Annotated in this window: 25 protein-coding genes; 12 read left to right on the top strand and 13 right to left on the bottom strand. The window is 73.4% G+C overall.

The window, feature by feature from the left end:
- Positions 1 to 12: 12 nt before the first annotated feature.
- The 4 genes from O2W16_RS17105 to O2W16_RS17120 all read right to left on the bottom strand — a co-directional run bounded on the left by O2W16_RS17105 (position 13) and on the right by O2W16_RS17120 (position 4,606).
- A complete protein-coding gene (locus O2W16_RS17105; RefSeq protein WP_269160021.1) occupies positions 13 to 1,179 on the bottom strand; it encodes a flagellin N-terminal helical domain-containing protein in 1,167 nt (388 codons plus the stop codon).
- A gap of 237 nt (positions 1,180 to 1,416) precedes the next feature.
- Complete coding sequence (locus O2W16_RS17110; protein ID WP_269160022.1) at positions 1,417 to 2,589, bottom strand: flagellin N-terminal helical domain-containing protein; 1,173 nt, start codon at positions 2,587 to 2,589, stop codon at positions 1,417 to 1,419.
- Positions 2,590 to 2,718: 129 nt separating this feature from the next.
- Positions 2,719 to 3,540, bottom strand: coding sequence for a flagellin N-terminal helical domain-containing protein (locus tag O2W16_RS17115; protein WP_269160023.1), 822 nt, complete (start codon positions 3,538 to 3,540; stop codon positions 2,719 to 2,721).
- A 142-nt stretch (positions 3,541 to 3,682) separates the two neighbouring features.
- Positions 3,683 to 4,606 (bottom strand): sigma-70 family RNA polymerase sigma factor, encoded by a 924-nt coding sequence (locus tag O2W16_RS17120; protein WP_269160024.1) that lies wholly within the window; start codon positions 4,604 to 4,606, stop codon positions 3,683 to 3,685.
- A 185-nt stretch (positions 4,607 to 4,791) separates the two neighbouring features.
- Between O2W16_RS17120 and O2W16_RS17125 the strand changes: the two genes are divergently transcribed.
- From O2W16_RS17125 to O2W16_RS17160, 8 genes are all read left to right on the top strand, one after another.
- Positions 4,792 to 5,280 (top strand): flagellar protein FlgN, encoded by a 489-nt coding sequence (locus tag O2W16_RS17125; protein WP_269160025.1) that lies wholly within the window; start codon positions 4,792 to 4,794, stop codon positions 5,278 to 5,280.
- Positions 5,277 to 6,725 carry a flagellar hook-associated protein FlgK gene (gene flgK, locus O2W16_RS17130; protein WP_269160026.1) on the top strand — a complete coding sequence of 483 codons (1,449 nt, stop codon included), beginning with the start codon at positions 5,277 to 5,279 and terminating at the stop codon, positions 6,723 to 6,725. Before O2W16_RS17125 ends, flgK begins: the two co-directional genes overlap by 4 nt.
- 4 nt (positions 6,726 to 6,729) lie before the next feature.
- Positions 6,730 to 7,641 (top strand): flagellar hook-associated protein FlgL, encoded by a 912-nt coding sequence (gene flgL, locus O2W16_RS17135; protein WP_269160027.1) that lies wholly within the window; start codon positions 6,730 to 6,732, stop codon positions 7,639 to 7,641.
- 141 nt (positions 7,642 to 7,782) lie between these two features.
- Positions 7,783 to 8,031, top strand: a complete 249-nt coding sequence (gene csrA, locus O2W16_RS17140) for a carbon storage regulator CsrA (RefSeq protein WP_269160028.1) — start codon at positions 7,783 to 7,785, stop codon at positions 8,029 to 8,031.
- A gap of 142 nt (positions 8,032 to 8,173) precedes the next feature.
- Entirely contained in the window at positions 8,174 to 8,758 is a 585-nt protein-coding gene (locus O2W16_RS17145; RefSeq protein WP_269160029.1) for a hypothetical protein, read from the top strand.
- A 99-nt stretch (positions 8,759 to 8,857) separates the two neighbouring features.
- Entirely contained in the window at positions 8,858 to 9,955 is a 1,098-nt protein-coding gene (locus O2W16_RS17150; protein WP_269160030.1) for a flagellar biosynthesis protein FliA, read from the top strand.
- A gap of 191 nt (positions 9,956 to 10,146) precedes the next feature.
- Positions 10,147 to 10,494, top strand: a complete 348-nt coding sequence (locus O2W16_RS17155; RefSeq protein ID WP_269160031.1) for a hypothetical protein — start codon at positions 10,147 to 10,149, stop codon at positions 10,492 to 10,494.
- Positions 10,491 to 11,252 (top strand): hypothetical protein, encoded by a 762-nt coding sequence (locus tag O2W16_RS17160; RefSeq protein WP_269160032.1) that lies wholly within the window; start codon positions 10,491 to 10,493, stop codon positions 11,250 to 11,252. The genes O2W16_RS17155 and O2W16_RS17160 overlap by 4 nt, the downstream gene beginning before the upstream one ends.
- Positions 11,253 to 11,277: 25 nt before the next feature.
- Here the strand turns inward: O2W16_RS17160 and O2W16_RS17165 are convergent, their stop codons facing one another.
- The 3 genes from O2W16_RS17165 to O2W16_RS17175 all read right to left on the bottom strand — a co-directional run bounded on the left by O2W16_RS17165 (position 11,278) and on the right by O2W16_RS17175 (position 16,268).
- Positions 11,278 to 12,864, bottom strand: coding sequence for an NlpC/P60 family protein (locus O2W16_RS17165; protein WP_269160033.1), 1,587 nt, complete (start codon positions 12,862 to 12,864; stop codon positions 11,278 to 11,280).
- A 552-nt stretch (positions 12,865 to 13,416) separates the two neighbouring features.
- A complete protein-coding gene (locus O2W16_RS17170) occupies positions 13,417 to 14,718 on the bottom strand; it encodes a citrate synthase (RefSeq protein ID WP_269160034.1) in 1,302 nt (433 codons plus the stop codon).
- Between the two features lie 146 nt (positions 14,719 to 14,864).
- Positions 14,865 to 16,268, bottom strand: a complete 1,404-nt coding sequence (locus tag O2W16_RS17175; RefSeq protein ID WP_269160035.1) for a class II fumarate hydratase — start codon at positions 16,266 to 16,268, stop codon at positions 14,865 to 14,867.
- Positions 16,269 to 16,353: 85 nt separating this feature from the next.
- On the opposite strand from O2W16_RS17175, the gene O2W16_RS17180 reads away from it, so the two are divergent.
- The gene (locus O2W16_RS17180; protein ID WP_269160036.1) at positions 16,354 to 17,013 is read left to right on the top strand and encodes a DUF1707 SHOCT-like domain-containing protein; all 660 of its coding nucleotides are present in this window, start codon (positions 16,354 to 16,356) and stop codon (positions 17,011 to 17,013) included.
- 23 nt (positions 17,014 to 17,036) lie between these two features.
- On the opposite strand, the gene glpX is transcribed toward O2W16_RS17180, so the two are convergent.
- Positions 17,037 to 18,092, bottom strand: a complete 1,056-nt coding sequence (gene glpX / locus O2W16_RS17185; RefSeq protein WP_269160037.1) for a class II fructose-bisphosphatase — start codon at positions 18,090 to 18,092, stop codon at positions 17,037 to 17,039.
- Between the two features lie 70 nt (positions 18,093 to 18,162).
- On the opposite strand from glpX, the gene O2W16_RS17190 reads away from it, so the two are divergent.
- Positions 18,163 to 18,825, top strand: coding sequence for a DUF4245 domain-containing protein (locus tag O2W16_RS17190; RefSeq protein ID WP_269160038.1), 663 nt, complete (start codon positions 18,163 to 18,165; stop codon positions 18,823 to 18,825).
- Here the strand turns inward: O2W16_RS17190 and O2W16_RS17195 are convergent.
- From O2W16_RS17195 to O2W16_RS17210, 4 genes are all read right to left on the bottom strand, one after another.
- A complete protein-coding gene (locus tag O2W16_RS17195; protein WP_269160039.1) occupies positions 18,822 to 19,046 on the bottom strand; it encodes an exodeoxyribonuclease VII small subunit in 225 nt (74 codons plus the stop codon). The two genes, O2W16_RS17190 and O2W16_RS17195, sit on opposite strands and share 4 nt — an antisense overlap.
- Positions 19,043 to 20,278 carry an exodeoxyribonuclease VII large subunit gene (gene xseA, locus O2W16_RS17200; protein ID WP_269160040.1) on the bottom strand — a complete coding sequence of 412 codons (1,236 nt, stop codon included), beginning with the start codon at positions 20,276 to 20,278 and terminating at the stop codon, positions 19,043 to 19,045. Before xseA ends, O2W16_RS17195 begins: the two co-directional genes overlap by 4 nt.
- 79 nt (positions 20,279 to 20,357) lie before the next feature.
- On the bottom strand, positions 20,358 to 21,203 hold the full coding sequence (locus tag O2W16_RS17205; protein WP_269160041.1) for a M15 family metallopeptidase: 846 nt from the start codon (positions 21,201 to 21,203) through the stop codon (positions 20,358 to 20,360).
- 61 nt (positions 21,204 to 21,264) lie between these two features.
- Entirely contained in the window at positions 21,265 to 22,431 is a 1,167-nt protein-coding gene (locus tag O2W16_RS17210; protein WP_269160042.1) for a lipid droplet-associated protein, read from the bottom strand.
- 156 nt (positions 22,432 to 22,587) lie between these two features.
- Here O2W16_RS17210 and O2W16_RS17215 point away from each other — a divergent pair, with 156 nt between their 5' ends.
- Positions 22,588 to 23,559 carry a 4-hydroxy-3-methylbut-2-enyl diphosphate reductase gene (locus tag O2W16_RS17215; RefSeq protein WP_269160043.1) on the top strand — a complete coding sequence of 324 codons (972 nt, stop codon included), beginning with the start codon at positions 22,588 to 22,590 and terminating at the stop codon, positions 23,557 to 23,559.
- 98 nt (positions 23,560 to 23,657) lie between these two features.
- Here O2W16_RS17215 and O2W16_RS17220 read toward each other — a convergent pair whose 3' ends face one another.
- Positions 23,658 to 24,071: a DUF6542 domain-containing protein gene (locus O2W16_RS17220; RefSeq protein WP_269160044.1), complete on the bottom strand. Its 414-nt coding sequence runs from the start codon at positions 24,069 to 24,071 to the stop codon at positions 23,658 to 23,660.
- Positions 24,072 to 24,625: 554 nt separating this feature from the next.
- Between O2W16_RS17220 and O2W16_RS17225 the strand changes: the two genes are divergently transcribed.
- The gene (locus O2W16_RS17225; protein ID WP_269160045.1) at positions 24,626 to 25,621 is read left to right on the top strand and encodes a YihY/virulence factor BrkB family protein; all 996 of its coding nucleotides are present in this window, start codon (positions 24,626 to 24,628) and stop codon (positions 25,619 to 25,621) included.
- Positions 25,622 to 25,637 lie beyond the last annotated feature (16 nt).

A 25,637-nucleotide genomic window follows, 5' to 3' on the forward strand; every position in this document is an offset into this window, starting at 1 on the left:
GGTGCGGGTGGATCAGCCCAGCAGCTTCAGGATCCCCTGGGGGGCCTGGTTGGCCTGGGCCAGCATCGCGGTGCCGGCCTGGGTCAGGATCTGCGTGCGGGTGAAGTTGGTCATCTCCTGAGCCATGTCCGTGTCGCGGATCCGGCTCTCCGACGCCGACAGGTTCTCGACGGCGACGTTGAGGTTGTTGACCGTGTGCTCGAACCGGTTCTGGATGGCACCCAGGTCGGCGCGAGTGGTGGAGACCGACTTGATGGCCTCGTCGATCTTGCCGATCGCCTCGGAGGCGCCCGAGGCGGCGGTGAAGGACACCGTCGCGTCGGCCAGCTCCTGAGCGGTCGCCGGGTTCGGCGCAACGGCGCCGGTGAACGTCAGCCCCGTGGCGGTGTTGGCCACGGTGACCCCACCGGTGCCGAAGGCAGCGGTGAGCGCGGTCTGGATCTTGGTCGTCTTATCCCCGGCGGTGTCCGTCTCGGCGAACTTGACCGAGGACAGGTCCACGCTCTTGCCGTTGTAGGAGATCGACCCGTTGAGGGTGTCGAACGCCGCTGCGGTGGTGTAGTCGTTCGCCGCACCGACGGTGGCCACCGACGACCCGCCGGCGGTGGCGGCGGTGTTCGTCCCGGTGGTGGCGGTGCCGGCCGCCGAGACGTCGACCCCCTCGACGCCCAGACCCTGGGCGCCCATGGACGTACCGATGCTGACGCCGATGGTCTCGCCGGCGTTGGCACCGACCTGGAAGGTGGTGTTGTAGTTGCCGTCCAGCAGCTGCTTGCCGTTGAAGTTCGTCGTGGTCGCGATCCGGTCCAGCTCGGACTTGAGCTGGCCGATCTCGGACTGGATGTTCTTCTTGGCGTCGCCGTTCAGCGAGCCCTCGTTGGAGGCCTGGACGGACAGGTCACGCATGCGCTGCAGGATCTTGTGCGTCTCGGTGAGCGCACCTTCAGCGGTCTGCACGACCGAGATGCCGTCCTGGGTGTTGCGGACGGCCATCTTGAGGCCACCGATCTGCGAGCGGAGGCCCTCGGAGATGGCCAGGCCCGCTGCGTCGTCGGCGGCGCGGTTGATGCGGAAGCCGGAGGAGAGCTTCTCCAGCGACTTGCTCATCTGACTGTCGGTGACCGACAGGTTGCGGTACGAGTTCATCGCCGCGATGTTGTTGTTGACGCTCAGACCCATGGTGTTCCTCCGTGGAAGTGGGTTTCAGGGAATCCGCTGCATCCGTGCTGCGGGGTGTTGCAGTGCCAGGATCGGCGGGTGCGGGGTTGGTCTTGACCTGAAACCAGGACGAACTTCCGGAGGGCCCGGGGGCGGGTCCGTGGCGCTGCCGAGCGGCCCGAGCGGCCCGAGCGGCAGTGAGGGGGGGAGGCCGGGGCCTCCCCCCTCACCGGGTGGCGCTCAGGTGGTACGGGTCGATCAGCCCAGCAGGCGCAGGATGCCCTGGGGTGCCTGGTTCGCCTGGGCCAGCATCGCGGTGCCGGCCTGGGTCAGGATCTGCGTGCGGGTGAAGTTGGTCATCTCCGACGCCATGTCCGTGTCGCGGATCCGGCTCTCCGACGCGGTCAGGTTCTCGACGGCGACGTTGAGGTTGTTGACCGTGTGCTCGAACCGGTTCTGGATGGCACCCAGGTCGGCGCGCGTGGTGGAGACCGACTTGATGGCGTCGTCGATCTTGCCGATCGCCAGGGAGGCACCCGAGGCGGCGGTGAAGGACACCGTCGCGTCGGCCAGCTGCTGGGCGGTTGCCGGGCTCGGCGCGACAGCACCGGTGAAGGTGAGGCCGGTCCCGCTGTCGGCCACGGTCACCCCGCCGGTACCGAAGGCGGCGTCGGCGGCGGCCTGCAGCTTGGTAAGTGCCTGGGCGGCGGTGTCGGTGGTGGCGTACTTGACCGAGGCCAGGTCCAGGCTCTTGCCGTTGTAGGAGATCGAGCCGTTGAGGGCGTCGAAGTCCGCGGTGGTGAGTGCGGCGCCGGCGGTGACGGTGGCCACCGAGCGACCGCCGGCAGTTGCGGCGGTCGTGGTCGAGCCGACGCTGCCACCGGCGCCGTCGGCCAGCGAGACGTCGACGCCGTCGACGCCCAGGCCCTGGGCGCCCATCGCGGTGCCGATCCCGACGGCGATGGTCTCCCCGGCGTTGGCACCGACCTGGAAGGTGGTGTTGTACTTGCCGTCCAGCAGCTGCTTGCCGTTGAAGTTCGTCGTGTTCGCGATCCGGTCGAGCTCGGACTTGAGCTGACCGACCTCGGACTGGATGTTCTTCTTGGCGTCGGCGTTCAGCGAGCCCTCGTTGGAGGCCTGGACGGACAGGTCACGCATGCGCTGCAGGATCTTGTGCGTCTCGGTGAGCGCACCTTCAGCGGTCTGCACGACCGAGACGCCGTCCTGGGTGTTGCGGACGGCGACCTTGAGGCCACCGATCTGCGAGCGGAGGCCCTCGGAGATGGCCAGACCGGCGGCGTCGTCGGCGGCGCGGTTGATGCGGAAGCCGGAGGAGAGCTTCTCCAGCGACTTGCTCATCTGACTGTCGGTGATCGACAGGTTGCGGTACGAGTTCATCGCCGCGATGTTGTTGTTCACGGTCAGACCCATGAGGGGTTCCTCCTTGGACGGGGTGGCCGCGGCATCCGTGCCGCGGTCGTCGTACCCCTGTCAACGGAGCGGGTCGGCGGGTGCTTGAGGGCCTCCCGGCGATGTCCCCCGAACGGGTGGGTCACCCGTTCAGCGCAGCAGTTGCAGCACCCCACGCGGCGACTGGTTCGCCTGGGCGGCCATCGCCGTGCCGGCCTGGGTGAGGATCGACGTCCGGCTCATCGTGGTCGTCTCGGCCGCGATGTCGGCGTCCCGGATCCGGCTCTCCGAGGCAGCGGTGTTGTCCACTGCCACGCCCAGCTTGGCGATGTTGTGCTCGAACCGGTTCTGCACGGCACCGAGGTCGGCGCGGGCGGTGGACACCTGCCCGATCGCCGCGTCGATCGCCGCCAGCGCCGTGGACGGTCCGGTCGGAGAGGTGACGTCCACGCCGGCGACGCCCAGGCCGGCGGCGTCCATCGCCGGCCCGAAGCCGACGGTGATCGTGTGCCCGGCGTCCGCGCCCACCTGGAAGGTCCCGCGGTAGCTGCCGTCCAGGAGCTTCCGGCCGTTGAAGGACGTCGTGTCCGCGATCCGGTCGAGCTCGGCCCGCAGCTGCCCGATCTCGGTCTGCACGTTCGCCCGGGCGGCGTCGTCCAGCCCGCCGGTGTTCGCCGCCTGGACGGCGAGGTCCCGCATCCGGTGCAGCAGGGAGTGGGTCTCGGTGAGCGCACCCTCGGCGGTCTGCAGCACCGAGATGCCGTCCTGGCTGTTGCGCAGCGCGACCTTGAGCCCGCCGATCTGGGTGCGCAGGCCCTCGGCGATCCCCAGACTGGCGGCGTCGTCGGCGGCGCGGTTGATCCGCAGGCCGGAGGACAGCCGCTCGATCGACGTGCTCTGTTGCCGATCGGCGATGCCGAGGACCCGGGCTGAGTTCAGCCCGGTGATGTTGCTGTTGACGACCAGGCTCATGCGGGCCCTCCGTGGACCGGGAACGAGAAGGAACCGCCGCAGCCGTGCGGCGGGATCGATCTCTTCTACGGTCGGGAGGGCCCGGTCTCAACCCGAACGGGTGAGGTCCGTGGTGCGGATGTGACTGGAGTCGGGCGGCGGCTCAGGCGGGTTGGGCGGCCGCGCCGCGCTCGGGGACCACCCAGCCACGCCGAGCCCGGCCACGCGGCTGGGGCAGCGGGAACGGGGGAGGGGCCGCTGCGGGCCGGCCCGCGGACTGGCGGGCGGCGACCCGATCGACGTAGGCGCGCTGCTGGTTGCGGGCGCGCACGCCACCGTCGGCGGGGACGGCGGTGCCGTCCCAGACCTCGCTCATCGCGGCGTGCAGCAGGGTGAGTGCACGGGCCCGCATCTGCGAGACGCGGGAGAGGGTGACGCCGAGGGAGTCGGCGATGTCGGTGAGCGACTCGTCGCCGAAGAAGTTGCGCTCCACGACCTCGTCCAGCTTGTCCGGGAGGGCACGGATCGCCTCGTGCAGGTGCCGGGCCCGCTCCCCGCGCAGCAGTGCGCGCTCCGGGGAGTCGCCGGTGTCGGGCAGGTCGAGCGAGCCGCCGTCGGTGCCGGTCTCGGCGTCCATGCTCACCATCACGGCCCGGTGCACGTCGATCTGCAGCGAGTCCAGCTCCGAGCGTTGGACGCCGAGGCTGGCGGCCAGCTCCTCCTTCGTCGGCGGCCGGCCCAGGCTGATGGTCAGCGCATCGGTCGCCGCGTCCGTGCGCCGCGCCGCGGCCCGGACCGAGCGGCTGGCCCAGTCGCCGGAGCGCAGCTCGTCCAGGACGGCTCCCTGCAGGCGCGGCAGGGCGTAGGTGGCGAACGTCGCCCCGGCGGTCGGGTCGAAGCGGCGGGCCACCTCGACCAGCGCGACGCTGGCGCAGGAGAGGAGGTCGTCCCGGCTGACGTGGCTGGGCAACGAGATGCGCGAGGCCACCGCGTTCACCGCGAACTGGGCGAGCGCGAGATGGGTGGTCACCAGCGCGTCGACGTCGGCGGGTCGGCGCTCACTCACTGCGGGGCGGGCTGCGGTCACGCCCTCCTTCTCGGCTGACCGGCGACCACGTGGCACCGCCATCGGCACATTTCCGTGCGGCCTTGAGCCATCTCGGCTTGACCGGGCGCCGCCGGGTGCCGAAGTGGAGATCGACAGCGCCCGCCGGACCCGGTGGACGCAGGCCTGCACCGCGGGCTGCACACGACGACGGAAAGGCGGCCGGCATGGACCACCAGCACCTGTCGACGTTGCTCTGGCGAGAGCAGGAACTGCTGGACCTCCTGCTCTTCAAGGCCGAGGAGAAGCAGTACCTCATCGTCACCGGCAAGAGCCGGTGGCTCGCCCGGATCGCCCACGAGATCGAGGTGGTCCTGGAGCAGCTGCGGACCCTCGAGCTCGAGCGGGCCGCGGCCACCGAGCAGATCGCCGGCCGGCTGGGGCTGGAGGCCAATCCGTCGCTGCGCCAGCTCGCCGACTCGGCCCCGACCCCGTGGGACGACCTCTACGCCAAGCACCACGAGGCCCTCCTGCTGCTCGTCTCGGAGCTGCGCGGGCTCTCCGACACCAACAAGGAGCTGATCGAGAGCGGCCTGGCGGTCATCAACGACGCCTTGAACTCCACCCAGCCCAACACCGCGGCCGGCACGTACACCCAGTCCGGCCGTGCGGCCGGCAACGCCTACCGCTCGGTCACCCTGGACGGTGCGCTGTGAGTTCGTTCTCCGGCCTGAACACGGCGACGACGGCGCTGTGGGCGCAGCAGCGGGGGCTCGACGTCACCGGGCAGAACATCGCCAACGTCAACACCCCGGGCTACACCCGCCAGCGGGCGGAGCTGCAGTCGATCGGTGGCAACGCCGTCCCGGCGATGTACGCGGTCAGCAACCAGGTCGGCCAGGGTGTCGACGCGGACAAGGTGATCCGCATCCGGGACGGCTTCCTGGAGAGTCGGGCGCAGGTCGAGTCCGCCTCGACCGCCCGGATGACCGCTCAGGACGCCACCCTCGCGCAGATCGAGCAGGCCTTCCGCGAGCCCGGCGAGACCGGCATCCAGGCGAAGCTCACCGGCGTCTTCACCGCCTGGGGCGACGTCGCCAACCACCCCACCGAGGACGGCGCCCGGACGGCCGTGCTGCAGAAGACCGCCACGCTGGTCGCCGAGCTGCAGACCACGAGCGCCAACCTGGACAAGCAGTGGACGCAGACCCGCGACAGCCTGGACACCCTGGCGCAGGACGTGAACGCGAAGACCCAGTCGATCGCCGACCTGAACCGGGCGATCAAGCGGGCGACCCAGGCCGGCCTGCCGGTCAACGAGCTGGCCGACAAGCGGGACGGCCTGGTGATGGACCTGGCCAACTCCATCGGCGCCACCTCCAGCCCCGGGGACGACGGGCAGGTCAACGTCTCCGTCGCCGGCGCGATGCTGGTCTCCGGCGTGTCGGCGATCGGCATCCGGGTCATCGGTACCGAGGTGCCCGCCGAGGCCACGGCCACGGACCCCTCGTTCGTCACCGACCCGGGCGGCACCCGGCTCGCCCTCGGCGGCACGGCGGGCGGTGCGCTGACGGCGCTGAGCCAGACGATCCCGCGGTACCAGCAGAAGCTGGACGCGGTCGCCCAGCAGCTGGCCGACCAGGTCAACGCCGTGCACGCCGGTCCGGACGCCTACGACAAGAACGGTGCTCCCGGCGGCCCGATGTTCGGTTCGGGCGCCGTGCCGACCGGTCCGGTCACCGCCGCGAACATCACCCTGCTGATCACCGACCCGGCGAAGCTCGCGGCTGCCTCGGTCGCGCCGATGCCGGCGACCGCGGGACCGCCGGCGGTCCCCGCCAGGCCGTCGGCCGACGCCGGCAACGCCGCGAAGCTGGCCGCCATGGCGAAGGCGGGCTCCGGGGCGGCCGTCGCCTACCGGCAGCTGATCGTCGACCTCGGCGTCGAGGCGTCGGTGGCGACGAGCAACCTGCAGACGCAGACGGTGGTCGCCGCACAGGTGGACGCGTCCCGCGAGTCCGTCTCGGGGGTCAACCTCGACGAGGAGATGACGAAGATGCTGCAGTTCCAGCACGCCTACTCCGCCGCCGCGCGGATGATCACCACCATCGACGAGACGCTCGACGTGCTGATCAACCGCACCGGCCGAGTGGGGCTGTGACCTGATGCGGATCACCCAGCGCTCGCTCGCCGTCACCGCACTGCAGGGCCTCAACCGCAACCAGGAGGCCATCGCCAAGCTGCAGGCGCAGCTGACCTCGGGCAAGACCATCAACAAGCCCTCCGACGACCCCACCGGCACGAACGCCGCGATGCAGACCCGCCAGGAGCTCGCCGGTGCTGCGCAGTACGCCCGGAACATCAACGACGGGATCGGCCTGCTCGACGCCACGGACTCCGCCCTGCAGAACATGATCAAGCAGGTGCAGAACGTGCGCGCCCTGACCGTCAAGGGACTCAACGCCGGCACCCTGTCCGATGCCTCGGCGATGGCCATCTCGACCGAGGTCTCCGGCATCCGAGGGAGCCTCCTGGGGCTGGCCAACACCACGGTGCAGGGGAAGCCCGTCTTCGGCGGGGTCACGAGCGACTCCTCCGCCTACGACGTCGCCACCGGCGGCTACCAGGGGTTCGGTGGCACCACCGTGCCGCCGGTGCCGGTCATCCCGGTGAACCGGCAGGTCTCCGACGCGGACTCGATCCGGGTCGACCTCACCGGGCCCGAGGCGTTCGGCGACCCGGCGACCGGGGACCTGTTCGCGATCGTCCAGGCCATCGCCACCGACGTCGTCGCGGACCCGGCCGCCCTCGCCGGCCACCTGCAGGAGCTGGATGCCGCGCTCAACCGGATGCTGACCGCGGTGGCCGACATCGGTACGCGCACGAACCGGATCGAGACGGCACAGCAGGTGAACAAGGACCTGCAGCTGTCGTTGACCAGCAGGTCCTCGGTCATCGAGAACGTCGACCTGCCCAAGACGATCATGAACCTGCAGATGCAGCAGGTCGGCTACGAGGCCGCGCTGGGGGCCACCGCGAAGGCCATCCAGCCCACTCTGCTGGACTTCCTGCGCTGATCGTCGGTAGGTGGCCCTTTCCGGGGCCCACCTGCCGAGAGAACAGGAGCAGGGCGCGCTCACCCGGGTGAGCGCGCCCGGTCCCGCCGACCGGCGGGGCGATGCCACGGACGGCCCACACGAACCCATGGAGGGGTACCCATGCTCACTCTCACCCGCAGCGTCGGCGAGAGCATCCGGATCGGCGAGGACATCGAGGTCTACGTCGTCGAGGTCCGCGGCGGGACCGTGCGACTGGGCTTCAAGGCCCCGCGCGAGGTGACGATCCACCGCGAAGAGGTCTACAAGCAGATCGCCGAGGCGCAGAGCCTGGCCGCTGAAGTGGCCGCCGACGCACTGGGCGCCTTGGCGGCATTTGCACCAGGACCTGATCAGCCGACTGGCAAGTAATGCCATCAGGTCGCCCGATACGGCGCAATAACAGCTCACCCCAGCCGTCACAGTAGTCACAGGGCGGCGAGTCTCGCCGTCCGAGGCACCGATCGTGCGCAAGTCTTCCCCCAACGCACCACGGTTACAGGGGGAGACGAACATGGAACTCAGCGCATTCGCATCGGGCCCGGCAGACAGCGTCGAGCTGTCGGTCGACCTGCGCGTCGGGCCGTCCGGCGCCGACGACCTGCGTCTCCGTGAGGCCGTCGACGGCTCCTTCGATGAGCCGGCCGCCGCGGGCGCGGCCTGGTCGGAGACGGTCGTGGTGCACGTCCAGCTGCGCCCCCGCCGGCCGGCCACCCGCCGGTGCCTGGCCGCCCTCACCGCGCTGGCTGCCCGGCACGAGTCGGTGGCCTTCGCGCTGACCGGCCTCAGCGGCGACGACCGCGCCGTCCGGATCACCGTCGGCGTCGAGCTCGGTCCCCGCGAGCTGATCGCGAAGTTCTCCGACCAGGCGCAGGCCGCCTACGCCTTCGTGGACGGGCTCTTCACCGACCTCTACGACTTCATGCCGGTCTACGTCGCCGAGCCGAGCGAGGTCGAGCGCGCCGCGGCCGCCGGTGTGCTCGAGGCCGTCGAGACGCCCCGGCCCCGCATGCCGGCCCCGCGCATCCCCTCGCCCCGCCGTCCCTCCGGTGACAGCGTCCACGCCCCCGCCCGCCGCGGGGTGCCCGCCCTCGTCTGAGGCCGGACGCAGCAGGCCCACCGAGGGTCGGCTCCCCGCTCGCTGTCGCCCCAGGCACGCCCCACCCCAGCCCACCTGCACTTCCCCTCAGGAGGACCGGTGTCCCAGGACATGTTCACCGCACAGCTCGCCACCGACGCCGCCCGCACCCGTGAACCGCTGGTGTTCGGCGAGCTCACCGAGGCCGAGGGCTGGGCGCTGGCCCCGATCACCCCCCGCGATCGGGTGCACTTCCGCACCGACCGGGAGCTGCCGCTGGACACCTTCCGGGCGGCCCTGCCGGCCGAGGTCACGGTGACCTACGACGAGGGCGACGGCCTGTACCGGGTCGACGGCGAGACCGGGACGGCCGAGGAGCTCGCCGGCCTGATCCGCGCCTGGTGCGCCACCGAGGGCTACGCGACGGTCGGGCTGCGGCCGGAGACCGGCGTGCGCCGCCGGGCACCCCGCGACCTGCCCGCCGCCTTCCTCGACGGGCTGTGCCGGCACTACTGCCGGGTCAGCCTCAGGCGCCTGCAGCGGAACATGAGCACCATCCGGCTGCACCTGCCCGACAACGACGACGTCGACCAGCAGGTGGCCGAGTGGGTGCTGAAGGCGGTGAGCCAGTACGACGAGACCAAGTCCGTCCCCTTCGGCGCCTTCCTGGCGACCCAGCTCTCCAAGTGGGTCCACGACCTGGGGCGCAACGCCTACGGCCGGACCGCGGCCGACACGGAGAACAAGCAGCAGAAGGCGGTCGCTGCGTTCACCGCGGAGCACCAGCGCCGGCCCAGCGAGAAGGAGCTGGCTGCCTACATGGGCCAGAGCGTGGCCACGCTGCGCCGCAACTCCCAGACCGTCGCCACCCTGAACGGCCTGCGCAACCTGCAGTCCCTGGACGGCGGGGCGGACACGGTGGAGTTCGTGGTCCCCGACAGCGCCGAGGTGCCCGACGAGATCATGGGCGAGGCCGAGCAGAGCCTGCTGTCGCACGCCCTGACCGCCGCGTGCGCACCCGACCCGACCGCCCGCCGGGACCAGCGGGCGGCCCAGCCGAACGTGCTGGGCTGGGCGACCTGGTACCTGACGACCTGGGGCGGGCAGACCAAGACGCAGCTGTCGGCCGACCTGGGCACGTCGGTGCGCAACATGAACGTGCACGCCGACCGCGCCGAGAAGGCCCTCAAGGACCGCCTCTCCGAGCTGGGCGGCTGAGCTCCGCCGGCCCGCCGGCACGTGCGGCGGCCCGGTGTCCGGGAGCTGGAGACGGCAGGCGAAAAAGGTTGCGATCCGGGTCCATCGGGCCTCTCACCTGCCGATATCCAAGTCGTGAACGCGCCGGAGCCCCCTCGCCGCACTGCGCGGGCCGGTCGCCCGGCCGGGGCCCAGCGTCCGGTGGTGGGGGAGTGAGCGGCCCCCCGGCCGAGGACCCGGCGCAGGCGGTCCTGGTGCCGCACTGGCTGAGCAGTCCGGACCGGCTCGAGGTCGAGCGGGCCGTGCGAGCCGCGCTCGACGGCGGACCGCTGCACCCGGTCGCCGCCGTCCACCTGGGCGAGGTGCTCACCGAACTGCACGTGGCCGCCGCCCGCGAGGTCGTCTGGCCGGCGCCCACCGCGCGCGTCCGCCGGGCCACCGGCTGGTCCGACGACGTGGTCCCGGTGCGGCTGTCCGCCGTCGAGCTGGCGAGCGTGTTGTCCCTGCCCGGTCTGGCGACCGTCGCCCGAGAAGCCCTGACCGGAGGACGCAGCGCATGACCGGAGCGCTCTTCGGTGCCCCCGCCGGGCTCCTCCAGCGACTGAGCCGGGCCGAGGTCCGGGTGCCCGACGTGTGGGCGGCCGTGGAGCTGCTGGCCGACCGCGGCGTCCACCCGGACCTGGAGCTCGGCGTCACCGACGGGGCGGGCCGAGGCCCGATGCTGGTGCTGGACGACACCGGTCGTCGTACCCGCGTCCTGCTCGCCGAGGTCGCCGCGGAGATGACCCGGGCCCGGGTGCCGGTGGCGGCCGAGTCGGTCGCCACCGCGCTGGGTGCCTGGCTCGCCCGCCGCCCGGTGCCCGACCCGGTCGCCCTCGCCACGGGCGTCGCCGTCCTGGACTGGTCCGACGCCCGGCACACCGTCCTGGGCTGGCGGGTGGTGGTCGCGCGCGAGCAGCTGGTCGTGCCCTGGCGCCCGTCCCGCACCGCGACGCTGCCCCTGGTCCACCAGGCGCGCTCGGCGGCGCTGGGCCGGGCCGCGATCGTCCGGACCGCGCTCCGGGTCGAGGGCCCGGTGGGCCTGTGGACCTCGACCAGCGTGCCCGGCGTGGACACCGCGGTGCTGGTGCGCCCCGAGGAGCTGCTCGCCGAGATGGCCGCCACCGGGCTGCGGCTGCACGACATGCACGTCGTCGTCACGCCCCACCGGCCGGTCGCCTGCGCAGACGCCGCCGTGGCCCGCCGGCTGGTCGCGGAGGCGACCGACGCCTGCGCGATCCTGCCGTGGCAGGAGCTGGCCGACCTCGGCTGGGCCTGACCCGTCCGACCCGGCCGACCGCCGATCAGCTCAGCTCGCCGTACTCCCAGTGCCACGGCTCCGGGTTCTGCCCGCCTGCCCGCGCCCAGTCCGGGTGCAGCCAGCCGAAGTGGCCGGCGTTGCGCTGCATCCACGCGGTCTGCGCGGTGCCGAACACGTTGATCCCGCCGCAGAGGTCGACCGCCAGGGCCCAGCCGTGGTTGGAGGTCCCCGGCACCGCGGTGATCTTCGGCTTCCGGTGGTGCGCGTCGACCTGGGCGCCCAGCGACCGGTAGGAGTCGGTGATGCACAGGGGGGCGCCGAAGGCCTGCGCGTAGGCCACGGACATCGCCCGGTAGGCAGCCGCCGCGTCACAGCGCAACCTGTGCCCACCCCCGATCGGGCAGAGCTGGTCGGCCGGGATCTGCCCGTTGGCCCAGCCCCCCCACGCGCCGGACACGGGCCCGGCACCGCTGCCCGGGGCGGGCAGCGGAGCGCTGCACGTCGCCGTGACGGGGCCGCTGACCGGCACCGGCGTGGGCGTGGCCGGCGGCACCGAGACCCGGACGGCGGTGCTCAGGTCGGCCAGCTCGCGCACCGCGACCTGGTGGCGGTCGGCCGAGGCGGACAGCACGCTCGTGCCGCCCACGTACAGGCCGACGTCGTCCAGGCCGCTGCGCGGGTCGGTGCTGAACACCAGGTCGCCCACCTGGAGCTGTCCGGCCGGGACCGGCGTGCCCTGGGCCCACTGGCCGGTCAGGTCGGTGGGCAGCCCGACGCCGCCCTGGGCCCAGGCCGTGGCGGTGAGCCCGCCGCAGTCGTACCCGTCGGCTCCGTGCTGCCCGAGCAGGTAGGGCTTGCCGAGCTGGGCGAAGGCGGCGCTGACCGCGGCGACGGTCTCGGCCGGGAGCACGGTGAGCGTGCCGCCGGCGGCGTAGGTGGTGGCCACGCCGGGCACCGGTGCGCCCGTGGGGTCGCGCAGCGCGGCGAGCCCGGCCGGCAGCGTCCCCGGGTCGGTCAGGGCCGCGGCGGGCGGCGGGGTGATGCCGGCGGCGGCCAGCCGGCCGAGGTGGTCCTGCCAGGCGACCAGCGCGGCCGTGTTGCGTGCCTGCTGGTCGGGCGCGGCGGCGCTCGTCGACAGCGCAGCCCACTGGGCGCTCACGGTCGGGTCGAGGTCGGCGACGATCGCGCGGACCTCGGTGAGCACGTCGGCGGCGCGGCTGCGCGCCTGTGTCGCGGCCGCCTCGGCCGCGGCGGCGGTGTCGGTGTGCTGCGCCGCCTGGACGGCGGTCAGGGCGGCGCGGGCCACCGAGCTGTCCTGCTGCTCGGCCAGCTGCTCGGTCAGCCCCTGCGCGTGCAGGACGTCGGAGGTCGACCCGGGCTGGTGCAGGGACAGCTGTGCCAGCGGCCAGCGCTCCTCCGGGCTGCGCCGGTACGCGGTGGCCGCGTGGGCACCGACGGCAGCCCGGTCGGCGGTGACCACCGCCAGGGCGGCCGCGCCGGCGTCGCGAGCCTGCTGCGCCTGGGCGTCGAGGGCCTCTGCCTCGGCCAACGCGGCCCGGTGGCGCGCGGCGGCGTCCGCCAGGGTCGCGGCGGTGGCGGCCACCTCACTGGCGGTGGCCGCTGCGGGCACCTGGCCGGCCTCGGTGGGCGGCTGGGCGCTGACGGCCAGGACGCCGATCAGGGCCAGCGTCGCACCGCTGACGACGGCCAGGCGGTGCCACCAGCGCCGGGGATCACCGGGGGTGCGGGCGCGGCGGGGTGCGGGTCGGCGGCCAGCCTGGGCCGGACGACGGCCGGCGGGGACGGGCTTCCGCCCCGTGGGCCGGCGGGCCGGTGCCGTGCCGACCGCGGGCTTCCTCGCGGCCGCCTTCTGTGCGGGTGCCTTACGTGTGGGTGTTTGCCGTGCGGGTGCCTTCCGTGCGGGCTGGCCGGCGGCGCCGGACCGGGCACGGGGCCGCGGCGCAGGAGCGTGCGCGCGTGGTGCGGACACCGTCGTTCCCCCAGCTGCGTCGGATCGGCCCGGCCGCCAGGTGGCGCCCGTTGTCCTGATCCCATCGACGTGCCGCCCCGGGCGGTGGAGGTCCCTCACCGGTTCGGGGGGTGCAGCTCACCCCTTCGGGGGAGACGACGAGGCCCCGCCGTCCAACGGGACGGCGGGGCCTCGGGTGGTGCGGTCCGGCGGCTACCGGTTGTCGATCTCCACGAAGGAGCGCGCGGCCGGGCCGGTGTAGACCTGCCGCGGGCGGCCGATCTTCGTGGCCGGGTCCTCGATCATCTCCCGCCACTGGGCGATCCAGCCGGGCAGCCGGCCGATCGCGAACAGCACGGTGAACATCCGGGTCGGGAAGCCCATCGCCCGGTAGATGAGGCCGGTGTAGAAGTCGACGTTCGGGTAGAGCTTGCGCTCGACGAAGTAGTCGTCGGAGAGCGCGATCTCCTCCAGCTGCCGGGCCAGGTCCAGCAGCTCGTTGTTGCCGCCCAGCTTGTCCAGCACCGTGTCGGCGGTCGCCTTCACCAGGGCCGCGCGCGGGTCGTAGTTCTTGTAGACCCGGTGCCCGAAGCCCATCAGCTTGACGCCGGGCTCCTTGTCCTTCACCCGCGCGACGAAGCGGTTGATGTCGCCGCCGTCGGCCTTGATCGCCTCGAGCATCTCCAGCACCGACTGGTTCGCCCCGCCGTGCAGCGGGCCGAACAGCGCGTTGATGCCGGCCGAGACCGAGGCGAACATGTTGGCCTGCGAGCTGCCGACCAGCCGGACCGTGGAGGTGGAGCAGTTCTGCTCGTGGTCGGCGTGCAGCACGAACAGCATGTCCAGCGCCTTGACCAGCTCCGGGTCGGCCTCGTACGGCTCGGCGGGGAAGCCGAAGGTCATCCGCAGGAAGTTCTCCACCAGGCCCAGGGAGTTGTCCGGGTAGAGGAACGGCTGCCCGATCGACTTCTTGTAGGCGTAGGCGGCGATGGTCGGGAGCTTGGCCAGCAGGCGCACGGTCGACAGCTCGACCTGCTGCTGGTTGAAGGGGTCGAGCGAGTCCTGGTAGAAGGTCGACAGCGCGCTGACCGCCGAGGACAGCACCGGCATCGGGTGCGCGTCGCGCGGGAAGCCGTTGAAGAACCCCTTGAGGTCCTCGTGCAGCAGGGTGTGCCGGCGGATCCGCTGGTCGAACTCCGCCAGCTGGTCGGCCGTCGGCAGCTCGCCGTAGATCAGCAGGTAGGAGACCTCGAGGAAGCTCGCCTTCCCGGCCAGCTGGTCGATCGGGTAACCGCGGTACCGCAGGATGCCCTGGTCACCGTCGATGTAGGTGATCGCCGAGGTGCAGGACGCGGTGTTGACGAACCCGATGTCCAGGGCGACCTGGCCGGTGGTGGCCAACAGCTTGCTCGTGTCGATTCCCTCGGACCCCTCGGTCGCGGGGACGACCCGGAGCGGCAGTTCGCCGCCGGGCCAGCGCAGGGCTACGTCTGGGGTGTTCGCTGTCTCGCTCATCAGGTCTGGACGCTACTCAGTTCTCGTCGGGATGCGACACGGCCCCGCCGCAGGAACCTGTGACGGGGCCATGAACGCCCGTGACGGCCCCTCTGCAGGGGCCCGCCGCGAGCTCGCGAGTGGTGGGGGGGCAGAGGGGTCCTTCTTCAGGGATGGGTCATCGACAGCACGTCCAGAGCGGCGTCCAGCTGCTCCTCGGTGAGCTTCCCCTGCTCCACGTAGCCGCGCTCGACCACGACCTGGCGGATCGTCTTCTGCTCCGCCAGCGACTGCTTGGCGACCTTGGCCGCCTCCTCGTAGCCGATGTACTTGTTCAGCGGCGTGACGATCGAGGGGGAGGACTCGGCGTAGGTGCGGCACTGCTCGACGTTGGCGGTCACGCCGTCGACGCAGCGGTCGGCCAGCAGCCGGCTCACGTTGGCCAGCAGCCGGATCGACTCCAGCACGTTCCGGGCCATCAGCGGCAGCGTCACGTTCAGCTCGAACACGCCGGTGGTGCCGGCGTAGGTGACGGCGGCGTCGTTGCCGATCACCTGCGCGCCGACCTGGATCACCGCCTCGGGGATCACCGGGTTCACCTTGCCCGGCATGATCGAGCTGCCCGGCTGCAGGTCGGGCAGGGCGATCTCGCCCAGGCCGGTGCGCGGACCGGACCCCATCCACCGCAGGTCGTTGGCGATCTTGATCAGCCCGACGGCGATCGTCTTGAGCTGGCCGGAGCCCTCGACCAGGGCGTCCCGGGAGCTCTGCGCCTCGAAGTGGTCGCGCGCCTCCGACAGCGGCAGGTCCAGCTCGCCGGCCAGCCGCTCGATGATCGCGGCGGCGAAACCGGGCGGGGTGTTGATGCCGGTGCCGACGGCGGTCCCGCCCAGCGGGAGCTCGCCGATCCGGGGGAGCGAGGCGTGCAGCCGCTCGATGCCGTAGCGGACGGCGGCCGCGTAGCCCCCGAACTCCTGCCCCAGGGTCACCGGGGTGGCGTCCATCAGGTGCGTGCGGCCGCTCTTGACGACCTGGGCGAACTCGGTGGCCTTGCGCTCCAGCGAGCCGGCCAGGTGCTCCAGCGCGGGCACCAGGTCGCGCACGATGGCACCGGTCGCCGCGACGTGGATGGCCGAGGGGAAGACGTCGTTGGACGACTGCGAGGCGTTGACGTGGTCGTTCGGGTGCACCGGCGAGCCGAGGGCCTCGGTGGCCAGGGTGGCGATGACCTCGTTGGTGTTCATGTTGCTCGACGTGCCCGACCCGGTCTGGAAGACGTCGATCGGGAAGTGCGCGTCCCAGTCCCCCCGGGCGACGGTCGCCGCCGCCTCGGTGACGGCGTCGGCGACGTCCGGCGGCAGCACGCCGAGGGAGGCGTTCACCGCGGCGGCCGCCCCCTTGATGGCTGCGAGCGCACCGATCAGCTCGCGCTCGATGGGGGTGCCGGAGATCGGGAAGTTCTCCACGGCCCGCTGGGTCTGCGCGCGCCACTTCGCCCACGAGGGGACGCGGACCTCCCCCATGGAGTCGTGCTCGATGCGGTACTCCGCGCCCTCGGTGTCGGTGGCCACGCTGCGCTCCCGGTGTGGTGTGGTGGTTGTCCTGCGGGAGCGACCCTAGACACCGCGGGACGGCCCCGCGGCTAGGGTCCGCAGCATGAGCGAGCAGCAGGCCGGGGAGCCCGGTCCCGCCCCCGTGGTCCGGGCGTCCGACGCCGAACGCGACGCGGTCGTCACCCGGTTGCAGACGGCCCTCGGCGAGGGCCGGATCAGCGTCGACGAGTTCACCCAGCGGGCCGACGTCGCCTACGCCGCGGTGACGACGGCCGACCTCGACGGGTTGCTCGCCGACCTGCCCGCGCCGGCGTCGGCCGTCCCGGCGTTCGGGGAGGTCGTCGGCGAGCGGACGACGGGCACGATCGCCACGGTCTTCGGCGACGTGAAGCTGACCGCGACCACCAGCGTGCCGGAGCGGGCGAGCACCGTCTTCGGTGACGTCCGGATCGACCTGCGTGGCCTGCGCACCGCCGAGGAGGTGGTGGCGCTGCAACTGGGCACGGTCTTCGGTGACGTCGAGGTGATCGTCAGCGAGGGCGTGGCCGCCGAGATCGAGGGCTGGACGGTCTTCGGTGACCGCAAGACGGAGCTGGCGCCGGTCCCTCGCCTGCCGGGGACCCCGCGGGTCGTCGTCCGGGGCTGGACGGTCTTCGGCGACCTGAAGCTCCGCAGCCTGGCGCCGGGGGAGTCGCCCAGCCGCTGGCGGGCCGTCCTGGACCGGCTGGCCGAACGCCGGTCGGCCCCGCCGCCCGCCGGCTGAGCCGGGCGGCGCGGGCCGGCGGTTCAGGCCTCGTCGTCGCCGAAGGGGACGGCGGAGTACTGGTTGAGCTTCTCCAGCGAGTGCAGGCTCTCGATCGAGCGGATCGTGCCCGAGCGCGAGCGCATCACCAGCGACTGGGTGGTCGCCCCGCCGGCGCGGTACCGCACCCCGCGCAGCAGCTCGCCGTCGGTGATGCCGGTGGCGACGAAGAAGACGTCGCCGCCCACCAGGTCGTCGATCAGGAGCACCCGGTCCAGGTCGTGGCCGGCGTCCAGGGCGCGCTGCCGTTCCGCGTCGTCCTTCGGCCACAGCCGGCCCTGCAGTGCGCCGCCCATGCACTTCAGGGCGCAGGCGGTGATGATCCCCTCCGGCGTGCCGCCGATGCCCATCAACAGGTCGACACCGGTGCCCTCCTGGGCGGCGGCGATCGCCCCGGCGACGTCGCCGTCGGTGATGAACTTGATCCGGGCGCCGGCCTCGCGCACCTCCCGGACCAGGGTCTCGTGCCGCGGCCGGTCCAGGATGCAGACCGTCACGTCGCCCACCGAGCTGCTCTTGGCCTTCGCCACCTTGCGGATGTTGTCCGCCACCGGTGCGGTGATGTCGACGACGTCGGCGGCGGCCGGCCCCGTGGCGATCTTGTCCATGTAGAAGACGGCGGACGGGTCGTACATCGCCCCCCGGTCGGCCACCGCCATCACCGCGATCGCGTTGGGCATGCCCTTGGCCATCAGCGTGGTGCCGTCGATCGGGTCGACCGCGACGTCGTAGTCGTTGCCCCAGCCGTCGCCGACGTGCTCGCCGTTGTAGAGCATCGGGGCCTCGTCCTTCTCGCCCTCCCCGATGACGACGACGCCGCGCATGTGCACCGTGCCGATGAGGGCGCGCATCGCGTCGACCGCGGCGCCGTCCCCGCCGTTCTTGTCACCGCGGCCGACCCACCGGCCGGCGGCCAGGGCGGCGGCCTCGGTGACCCGGACCAGCTCCAGGGCCAGGTTGCGGTCCGGCGCCGGGCGGTCGGTGCGCAGCGTCGAGGCCGGCCGTGGGTTCAGCGGGCCATCGGGCAGGGGAAGGGACACGGGACCTCCTGAGGGCCGCCGGGCGGCGCTGCTCGACGGGGTGGTGGAGCGGTGCTGCGATCCTAGGGGCATGCCCGACACCGGCCAGGACGGCGAGCAGCCCCGGCCCGCCCAGCCCTCCGCCACCGTGACCGACGCCGCGACCGGCGCCTCTCCCGACGCCGGCGGCCCCGCCCCCGCCGCCTCCCCGGCCAGCGACCGGATGCTGCGCTTCACCCCGGCCAACATGATCCGGTCCCTGCTGCCGCTGGTGGTCATCAGCCTGCTGATCGTGGGCGTCACCGCCCTGCGGCAGAACCCCGAGGACCCGGTCCGCGACGTCGACCCCACCAGCGCGCAGCGGGCGGTCGCCGCCCTGGCCGGCTACGAGCTGCTGGTGCCGACCGACCTGCCCGAGGGGTGGCGGTCGACGAGCGTGCGGACCGATGCCGGGTCGGTTCAGGCCGGTGACCCGGTCACCCTGCAGATCGGCTGGTTCACCCCCGGCGAGGAGTACGCCGGCTACGTGATCAGCGACGACCCGGGCGCCGCCGCGGTCGCCGACGTCCTCGACGGGGCGTCCGCCGACGGCACCGAGCTGGTCGAGGGGCAGACCTGGGAGCGGCTGGAGACCCAGCGCGGGGAGACGGTGCTGACCCGGGTCGTCGACGGGGCCACGCTGGTGGTCACCGGGTCGGCGACGGAGGACGAGCTGACCACGCTGGCCGGCTCGCTGGAGCCCTACGCCCCCTAGTTGTCCTGCCCGGGGGGAGCCGCTGCCGCCAGGCGTTCACGGGCCCGGTCGAGCCAGTGCTGGCACAGCTCGGCCAGCTGCTCGCCGCGCTCCCACAGCGCCAGCGACTCCTCCAGGGTGAGGCCGCCGGACTCCAGCCGGCGCACCACGTCGGCGAGCTCCTCGCGGGCCTGCTCGTAGGTCTGGGTCGGCTCGACGGCCTGCGCGGGCTGTTCGGTCACGGTTCCCCATCCTCCCCGGCGGGCGTGCGGTCGACCCGCACCGGGAGCCGGCCACCGGCCACCCGGACCTGCAGCCGCTCGCCGTCGGCCACCTCGGCCGGGTCGCGGACCAGCTCGCCGTCGGCCCGCTGGACCACCGCGTAGCCGCGTTCCAGCGTCGCCGCCGGGGAGAGCGCCGCGACGCGGGCGCGGGCGTGCACGAGGTCGCGTTCGGCGCCCTCCACCCGGTGGCTCAGCGTGCGGGTGGCCCGGGTGCGCAGGGCGGTGACGTCGTCGGCCCGGCCGGCCAGCAGCCGCTGCGGGTCGGCGAGCACCGGGCGGCTGCGCACCGACTCCAGCCAGCGTTCCTGCTGCTCCAGCCGGCTGCCCAGCAGGTGCCGGGCGCGAGCGCGCAGCCCCTCGACCAGCCGCGTCTGCTCGCCGATCTCCGGGACGACCCGGTGCGCGGCATCGGTGGGGGTGGCGGCCCGGACGTCGGCCACGTGGTCGACCAGCGTGGTGTCGGTCTCGTGCCCGACCGCCGTGACGACGGGGGTGCGGCTGGCGGCGATCGCCCGGACCAGGCCCTCGTCGGAGAAGGGCAGCAGGTCCTCGACCGACCCGCCGCCGCGGGCGATGACGATCACCTCCACCGTCGGGTCGGCGTCCAGCCGCTGCAGCCCGGCGATCACCGACTCGGCTGCCGTCGGGCCCTGGACGGCGCAGTTGTGCATCGCGAAGCGCACTGCGGGCCAGCGCCGCCGGGCGGTCACCAGCACGTCGCGCTCGGCGGCGCTGTCCCGCCCGGTGATGACGCCGACGACGGCGGGGGCGAAGGGCAGCGGGCGCTTGCGGACGACGTCGAACAGGCCCTCGGCGGCCAGCAGCCGGCGGATCCGCTCGATCCGGGCCAGCAGCTCACCCAGGCCCACCGCCCGGATCTCGGTGGCGCGCAGCGAGAAGGACCCGCGGGCGACGTAGTAGTCGGGGCGGGCGCGGACGATCACCCGGGAGCCCTCGGTGAGCTCCAGGCCCGGCCGGTCGGCGACGTCCCGGTGGCAGGTGACCGGGACCGAGAGGTCCGCGGCCGGGTCGCGCAGGGTGAGGAAGACCGTGGCGGCGTTGCCGCGCCGGGACAGCTGGGCCACCTGGCCCTCGACCCACACCTCGCCGAGCCGGCCGATCCATTCGGCCACCTTCCGGGCCACGGTGCGCACCGGCCAGGGCGACTCGGGGGACGACGGACTGGTCACCCGCCCGAGCCTGCCAGACGGACGGCCCTCTCCTCCCCGGCCCTCACGAGCCCGGGCCGGGCCCCGGGCGGGGACCGGCTCAGCCGGGGTAGCCGGGGGCAGCGGGGAGTCCGAAGAACTCCTCCATGGTCGGCACCCCGGCGCGCTGCATCTCGGTGGCCAGCGGGACTCCCACGTACCGGACGTGCCAGGGCTCGTACTTGAACCCGGTCACGTCCTGCCTGCCCTCGGGGTACCGCACGAGCCAGCCGAACTCGTGGGCGTGCGCGGCCACCCACTGGCCCTCGGCCGTGGTGGCGAAGCAGCTCTCGATGTCGCAGCCGCCCCCGCCGACGTCGGCCGCCAGCCCGGTCTGGTGCTCGCTGTACCCCGGCCGGGCCACCTGGATCTCGGCCCGCTCCTCGCCGAAGCGGCTGACCTGCGCGCTGAAGAGCCCCACCTGGTACTCGTACGGCCGGTAGGCGCTCTGCACGCTCAGCCCCAGTCCCTGGGCCGCGGCGGCGCCGATCATCGCGTCCATCGCCTGCGCCGCCTCCGCCCGCAGCTGGTACCCGTTCCCGATCGGGACCAGGTCGGCCGGGGCCCAGTCGATCGGGCTGAGCGGGCGGGCCTTGTTGACGACCACCCAGCTGCTGGCCGGGTCGGTGATCGACAGCTGGGCGCGGTCGAAGGCCGGCGGGGTCGTGGGCTCGGGCGTCGGGGGCAGGGCGGTCGGGGTCGGGGCGGTCGGGGTGGGGGCGGTCGGGGTGGGGGCGAACGTGGCGGGGCCGCCCTCGGCGATCGGGATGCCGTCCTCCCCGCTGCCCTGCAGCCAGACCGCACCGGCGACGGCGAGCACGGTCACCAGGGCGAGCAGCAGCAGGAGCCGGCGGCGCCGGCGGTGCAGGCGCTGCCGTGCCGGTCCTGCCGTGCCCTGGTCGTCCACCGTCTCCTGCTCGCCTGCCTGCGTCGTCCCGGCTCCCGCCCGCGTCGTCCCTGCTGCCGGCTCAGCCGCGGTCGGCGCTGAGCTTCTCCAGCCGGTTCTGCAGCAGGGTCACATAGGGCGCCCGGGCGCGGGTGGCCCGCTCGTAGTCGAGCAGGTCGGCCACGGTCTCGGTCGGGTAGGCCCGCAGGTGCCCCCGCAGCGCCGGGATGCTGAAGGACTCGTAGCCCTCGACCGGGCTGACCGGTGCCCCGTCGCCGGCCGGGTCCGTCTCGTCGGAGGGGACCAGCGGGTCGCTGGCGGCGCTGTCGGTGACGTCGCTGCCGGGGGTGACGCTCTCCGCGGCCTCCGGGCCGCCCAGGTCGACCAGCTCCTCGGCCGCGTCGTCGAGCGCGGGGACGTCGGGCACCGCGTCGTCGACGATCTGGGTCTGCCCGGGCACCTGCTCGGGAGCGACGTCCTCCAGCGTCGACACGCCCCCGGCGAGGACCTCCGCCGGCGGGGTGCCGGGCACCGCGGGCTCGGCGACGAGCTCGTCGGCGACCGCCTCCTCGATCTCGACCTCCTCCTCGGCGACGTCGGCGACGGTGTCGGCGGTGAGGTCCTCGAGCACCTCGGCCGGGACGGCGTCGGGCACCTCGGCCGCGACCTCGTCGGCGACCTCGGCGGCCAGCTCGTCGACGACCGCGGTCACCGCGTCGGCGGCCGGGTCGTCGGGCAGCGCGGCGACCTCGGCCGGGGTCAGGTCGGCGACGGTGTCGTCGGAGCTGACCGCCAGCACCGCGGCCACCTCCTCGGAGAGGTCCTCGGGGTCGGCCAGCGGCAGGTCGGCGGCGGCGAGGTCGTCGGCCAGCGCGTCGGCGACCTCCTCGGCGGGGGGCTCGGTGGCGAGGTCGTCACCGAGGTCGTCGTCGAGGTCGACCACCCGGTCGAAGGCCGAGCTGCGCCCGGCCGAGGCAGGCCGGGCCGGGAGCGGGGCCTCGTCCACGTCGTCGTCGTCGAAGGTCGCCATGCCCGGCTCGGCGTCGCCGCGCAGGCTGGTGAGCACCTCGTCGCCGCGGGCCACGAGCCCGGAGTACTGCTGCTGCAGGTGCAGCGAGGTCTGCAGGGCCTGCCCGATCAGCCGGACCGGGAGCCCCGGCAACGTCGTGGGGAGCTTGCGTGCCTCATCGAGCACGGTGGCGGCCAGTCCGGCTGCCGCGCGGACCACCTCGGGGATCTCTCGAGCCATGGGGCACAGGGTGCCGCACGTGGCGATCACCGGCAGCCCGACCACCCGCGCCGTCCCCCGTCCGGGCGGACCGGCCGCCGTCCCGGCGTGTCCAGCGCCACCCCTTCCGGCCTGCGGGGGCCGGTCCGGCGCAGCGGACCCACCTACCATGGGGGCATGGCTGAACCGCGCGGACGCGTCCTGCTGGCCGATCCCCGGGGGTACTGCGCCGGCGTGGACCGGGCGGTCATCGCCGTCGAACGGGCGCTGGAGATCCACGGCGCCCCCGTCTACGTCCGGAAGCAGATCGTCCACAACAAGCACGTCGTGGCGACCCTGGAGCGCCGGGGGGCGGTCTTCGTGGAGGAGACCGACGAGGTGCCCGAGGGCGCGGTCGTCGTCTTCAGTGCCCACGGGGTCTCCCCGGCGGTGAAGGCGGAGGCGCAGGAGCGGTCGCTGCGGACCATCGACGCCACCTGCCCGCTGGTGAGCAAGGTGCACATGGAGGCCAAGCGCTTCGCCAAGGACGACTACGACATCCTGCTGATCGGTCACCGCGGGCACGAAGAGGTCGAGGGCACGATGGGCGAGGCCCCGTCGAACACCCAGCTCGTCGACGGCGCCGAGGACATCGCCAACGTCCAGGTGCGCGACCCGGAGAAGGTCGTCTGGCTCTCCCAGACCACGCTCTCGGTCGACGAGACGCTGGCCACGGTCGACTCGCTGAAGACCCGGTTCCCCGGGCTGCAGAGCCCGCCGAGCGACGACATCTGCTACGCCACGCAGAACCGGCAGCAGGCCGTCAAGCAGATGGCCGCGGAGTGCGACCTGGTGCTGGTCGTCGGCTCCACCAACTCCTCGAACTCGGTGCGGCTGGTCGAGGTGGCCCTGGAGGCCGGTGCCCGCGACTCGCACCTGGTCGACTTCGCCTCCGAGATCGACGAGTCCTGGCTGTCCGGCGTCGGCACGGTCGGCGTGACCAGCGGCGCGTCGGTGCCGGAGATCTTGGTCAGCGAGGTCCTCGACTGGCTGGCGACCCGCGGGTACGCCGACGTCGAGACGGTCAAGGCCGCGGAGGAGCGGCTGGTGTTCGCGCTGCCGCACGAGCTGAAGCCGCGCCGCGAGGCGCTCGCGGTCGAGGCCGACTGACGGACCCCGTCCGCGACCTCTCCCGCAGGTCGGGGCCGGACACGCGAAGGGCCGGCACCCCCCAGGGGATGCCGGCCCTTCGTGTGTCGTGAGGTCGGTCAGCGGCGGGCGGCCAGCCGCCCCAGGACGATCACGAGGGCGGCGCCGGTGGCCAGGCCCATCGCCGGGAAGCCGCGCACGAGCAGCGTCGCCAGCGTGGGGAGGTTCAGGCTGGCCGACGGCGCCAGGCCGATGTTCAGCAGGGCCACCGCGACGAACACCAGGGGCGGCGCGACCAGGACGCTCAGCAGGTCACCTCGCCGGGTGACCAGGGCAGCCCCGATGGTCCCGGCGGTGAGCGCCACCAGCGTGATGGTGCCGAGGCCGAGACCGATGTAGGAGTCGGCCGCCGCGGCGACCAGGGTGACCAGGAAGACGCCGGCGATCGCGACAGCACCCCGGATCCCGGTGTTCGCGGCACGCGCGCTGCTGGCCGAGGACCCGCGCCGTCGCCCGTCGCCGGGAGCGTCCACCGGCAGGCGACCGGCGCCACGGGGGTCGGGCGCTCGAGGCCCGGGCGGGCGCGGGCCACGCTCGGGGGGACGGCCGGAGACGGCACCCCCGGCGGCCCGTGATGACGGGTAGCCGGGTCCTGCGGCCCGGCCGGCGTCGCTGCGTTCTGCACGCACGGCGTCCTCCCGCCTGTCTCGAACTCGGACATCGACAGTGACCGGAGTGATGGTGCACCTCCTCGTCGGCAGTGGAGGGCCCAGGCCACCCCACCGGTCGGGCCACGGTATCGGCCCGACCTGAGTGAACGCCGGACCCGGCCGGGAGTGGCGGGCCAGAACTCGCCGGTGTCGCACCGCCGAGGTGGCGCATTCTGGGCACGGGCACCCCAGTCGTCCCACGCGCCTCGGAAGTCGCCTCCCGCCGCGCCGACCAGGCCGCCGTCGGTGACGGTCCGGGCGACACGGGTCGGACGCCGACCGGCGGGATCGGAGCGCGCCGGTCCATCGTGCGGGAAGATCGCAGGTCGTGCGGGCACCGTGTCCGTCGACGACCCCGTCCAGGAGGCCCTGCCCGCATGAGCTCGGTGAGCGAGGTGCCCGAGGTCGCGGCGCGGGACGACGAGCGGCTGACCGCACGCGACGCGTGGGTGGTGCTGCGCAGTCGCCGGGTCATCGACCTGTGGCGTGCCTCGTGGTCCCGCTTCCGCTACGGCGACGGCTTCTCCCACGCGCGGGCGCTCGGGCTGCAGTTCTCCCTGGCCGCGGTGCCGCTGCTGATCGCCTCCATCGGCCTGAGCAACCTGCTCCAGACGCCGTCGCTGCGCCTGCTGGTCGACCGGACGGTGCTGCAGCTCTCGCCCAGTGCCTCCGACGCGATGGTCCGGCGGGTGCTGTCTCCGTGGAGCGACCAGCCGGACGGGGTCCCGCTCGCCACGGCGCTGGGGCTGGCTGCGGCGGCATTCGCCCTGGCGACCGCCATGGGCCAGCTCGAGCGCGGGGCCAACCGGATCTACGGCATCCAGCGGGACCGGCCCACCGTGGAGAAGTACCGCCGTGCGCTGGTGTTGGCCGGCATCGCGGGGGTGCCGCTGCTGGGGGGGTCGGTGCTGGTGACCACGCTCGTCGCCGCGGCCGAGGCGATGGAGGACGTGTACGGCGTCGACGAGGAGGTCGTCGTGCTGGTGGTCGGCCCGGTCGCCGTCGGGCTCCTGCTCGCCGCGATCACGCTGATGCTGCGCCGGGCCCCGCACCGCCTCCAGCCCGCCTGGTCGTTGCTGGTGCTCGGCAGCGTGCTCGCCCTGGTGCTGTGGACCGGGCTCACCCTGCTGCTGGCGGGGGCGCTCGACCTGATCGGCCAGCTGGGCTCGGCCTACGGACCACTGACCGGTGTCATCGCCCTGCTCCTCTGGTCGCAGCTGACCTCCGGCGCGATCTTCCTGGCCTTCGCCGTCTCCGCCGAGCTGGAGCTGGCAGCCATCGAGATGGCGGAGGTCCGCGTGGCGCGGGCCAGCGCACCGGTCGCCGAGGTCTCCCGGTCCAGCGGGTCGTCGACCGCGGGGACCCTCACCTGACCGATCGACGGCGAGT

The organism is Modestobacter sp. VKM Ac-2984 (assembly GCF_026967985.1).
Taxonomy (GTDB): Bacteria; Actinomycetota; Actinomycetes; order Mycobacteriales; family Geodermatophilaceae; genus Modestobacter.

Coding starts and splice junctions, on each gene's coding strand:
- O2W16_RS17110 (WP_269160022.1), bottom strand. CDS start 2,589: ATGGGTCTGACCGTGAACAACAACATCGCGGCGATGAACTCGTACCGC.
- O2W16_RS17190 (WP_269160038.1), top strand. CDS start 18,163: ATGCCCGACACCGGCCAGGACGGCGAGCAGCCCCGGCCCGCCCAGCCC.
- O2W16_RS17105 (WP_269160021.1), bottom strand. CDS start 1,179: ATGGGTCTGAGCGTCAACAACAACATCGCGGCGATGAACTCGTACCGC.
- O2W16_RS17145 (WP_269160029.1), top strand. CDS start 8,174: ATGGAACTCAGCGCATTCGCATCGGGCCCGGCAGACAGCGTCGAGCTG.
- O2W16_RS17115 (WP_269160023.1), bottom strand. CDS start 3,540: ATGAGCCTGGTCGTCAACAGCAACATCACCGGGCTGAACTCAGCCCGG.
- O2W16_RS17225 (WP_269160045.1), top strand. CDS start 24,626: ATGAGCTCGGTGAGCGAGGTGCCCGAGGTCGCGGCGCGGGACGACGAG.
- flgL (WP_269160027.1), top strand. CDS start 6,730: ATGCGGATCACCCAGCGCTCGCTCGCCGTCACCGCACTGCAGGGCCTC.
- O2W16_RS17215 (WP_269160043.1), top strand. CDS start 22,588: ATGGCTGAACCGCGCGGACGCGTCCTGCTGGCCGATCCCCGGGGGTAC.
- O2W16_RS17210 (WP_269160042.1), bottom strand. CDS start 22,431: ATGGCTCGAGAGATCCCCGAGGTGGTCCGCGCGGCAGCCGGACTGGCC.
- O2W16_RS17180 (WP_269160036.1), top strand. CDS start 16,354: ATGAGCGAGCAGCAGGCCGGGGAGCCCGGTCCCGCCCCCGTGGTCCGG.
- O2W16_RS17160 (WP_269160032.1), top strand. CDS start 10,491: ATGACCGGAGCGCTCTTCGGTGCCCCCGCCGGGCTCCTCCAGCGACTG.
- csrA (WP_269160028.1), top strand. CDS start 7,783: ATGCTCACTCTCACCCGCAGCGTCGGCGAGAGCATCCGGATCGGCGAG.
- O2W16_RS17125 (WP_269160025.1), top strand. CDS start 4,792: ATGGACCACCAGCACCTGTCGACGTTGCTCTGGCGAGAGCAGGAACTG.
- O2W16_RS17170 (WP_269160034.1), bottom strand. CDS start 14,718: ATGAGCGAGACAGCGAACACCCCAGACGTAGCCCTGCGCTGGCCCGGC.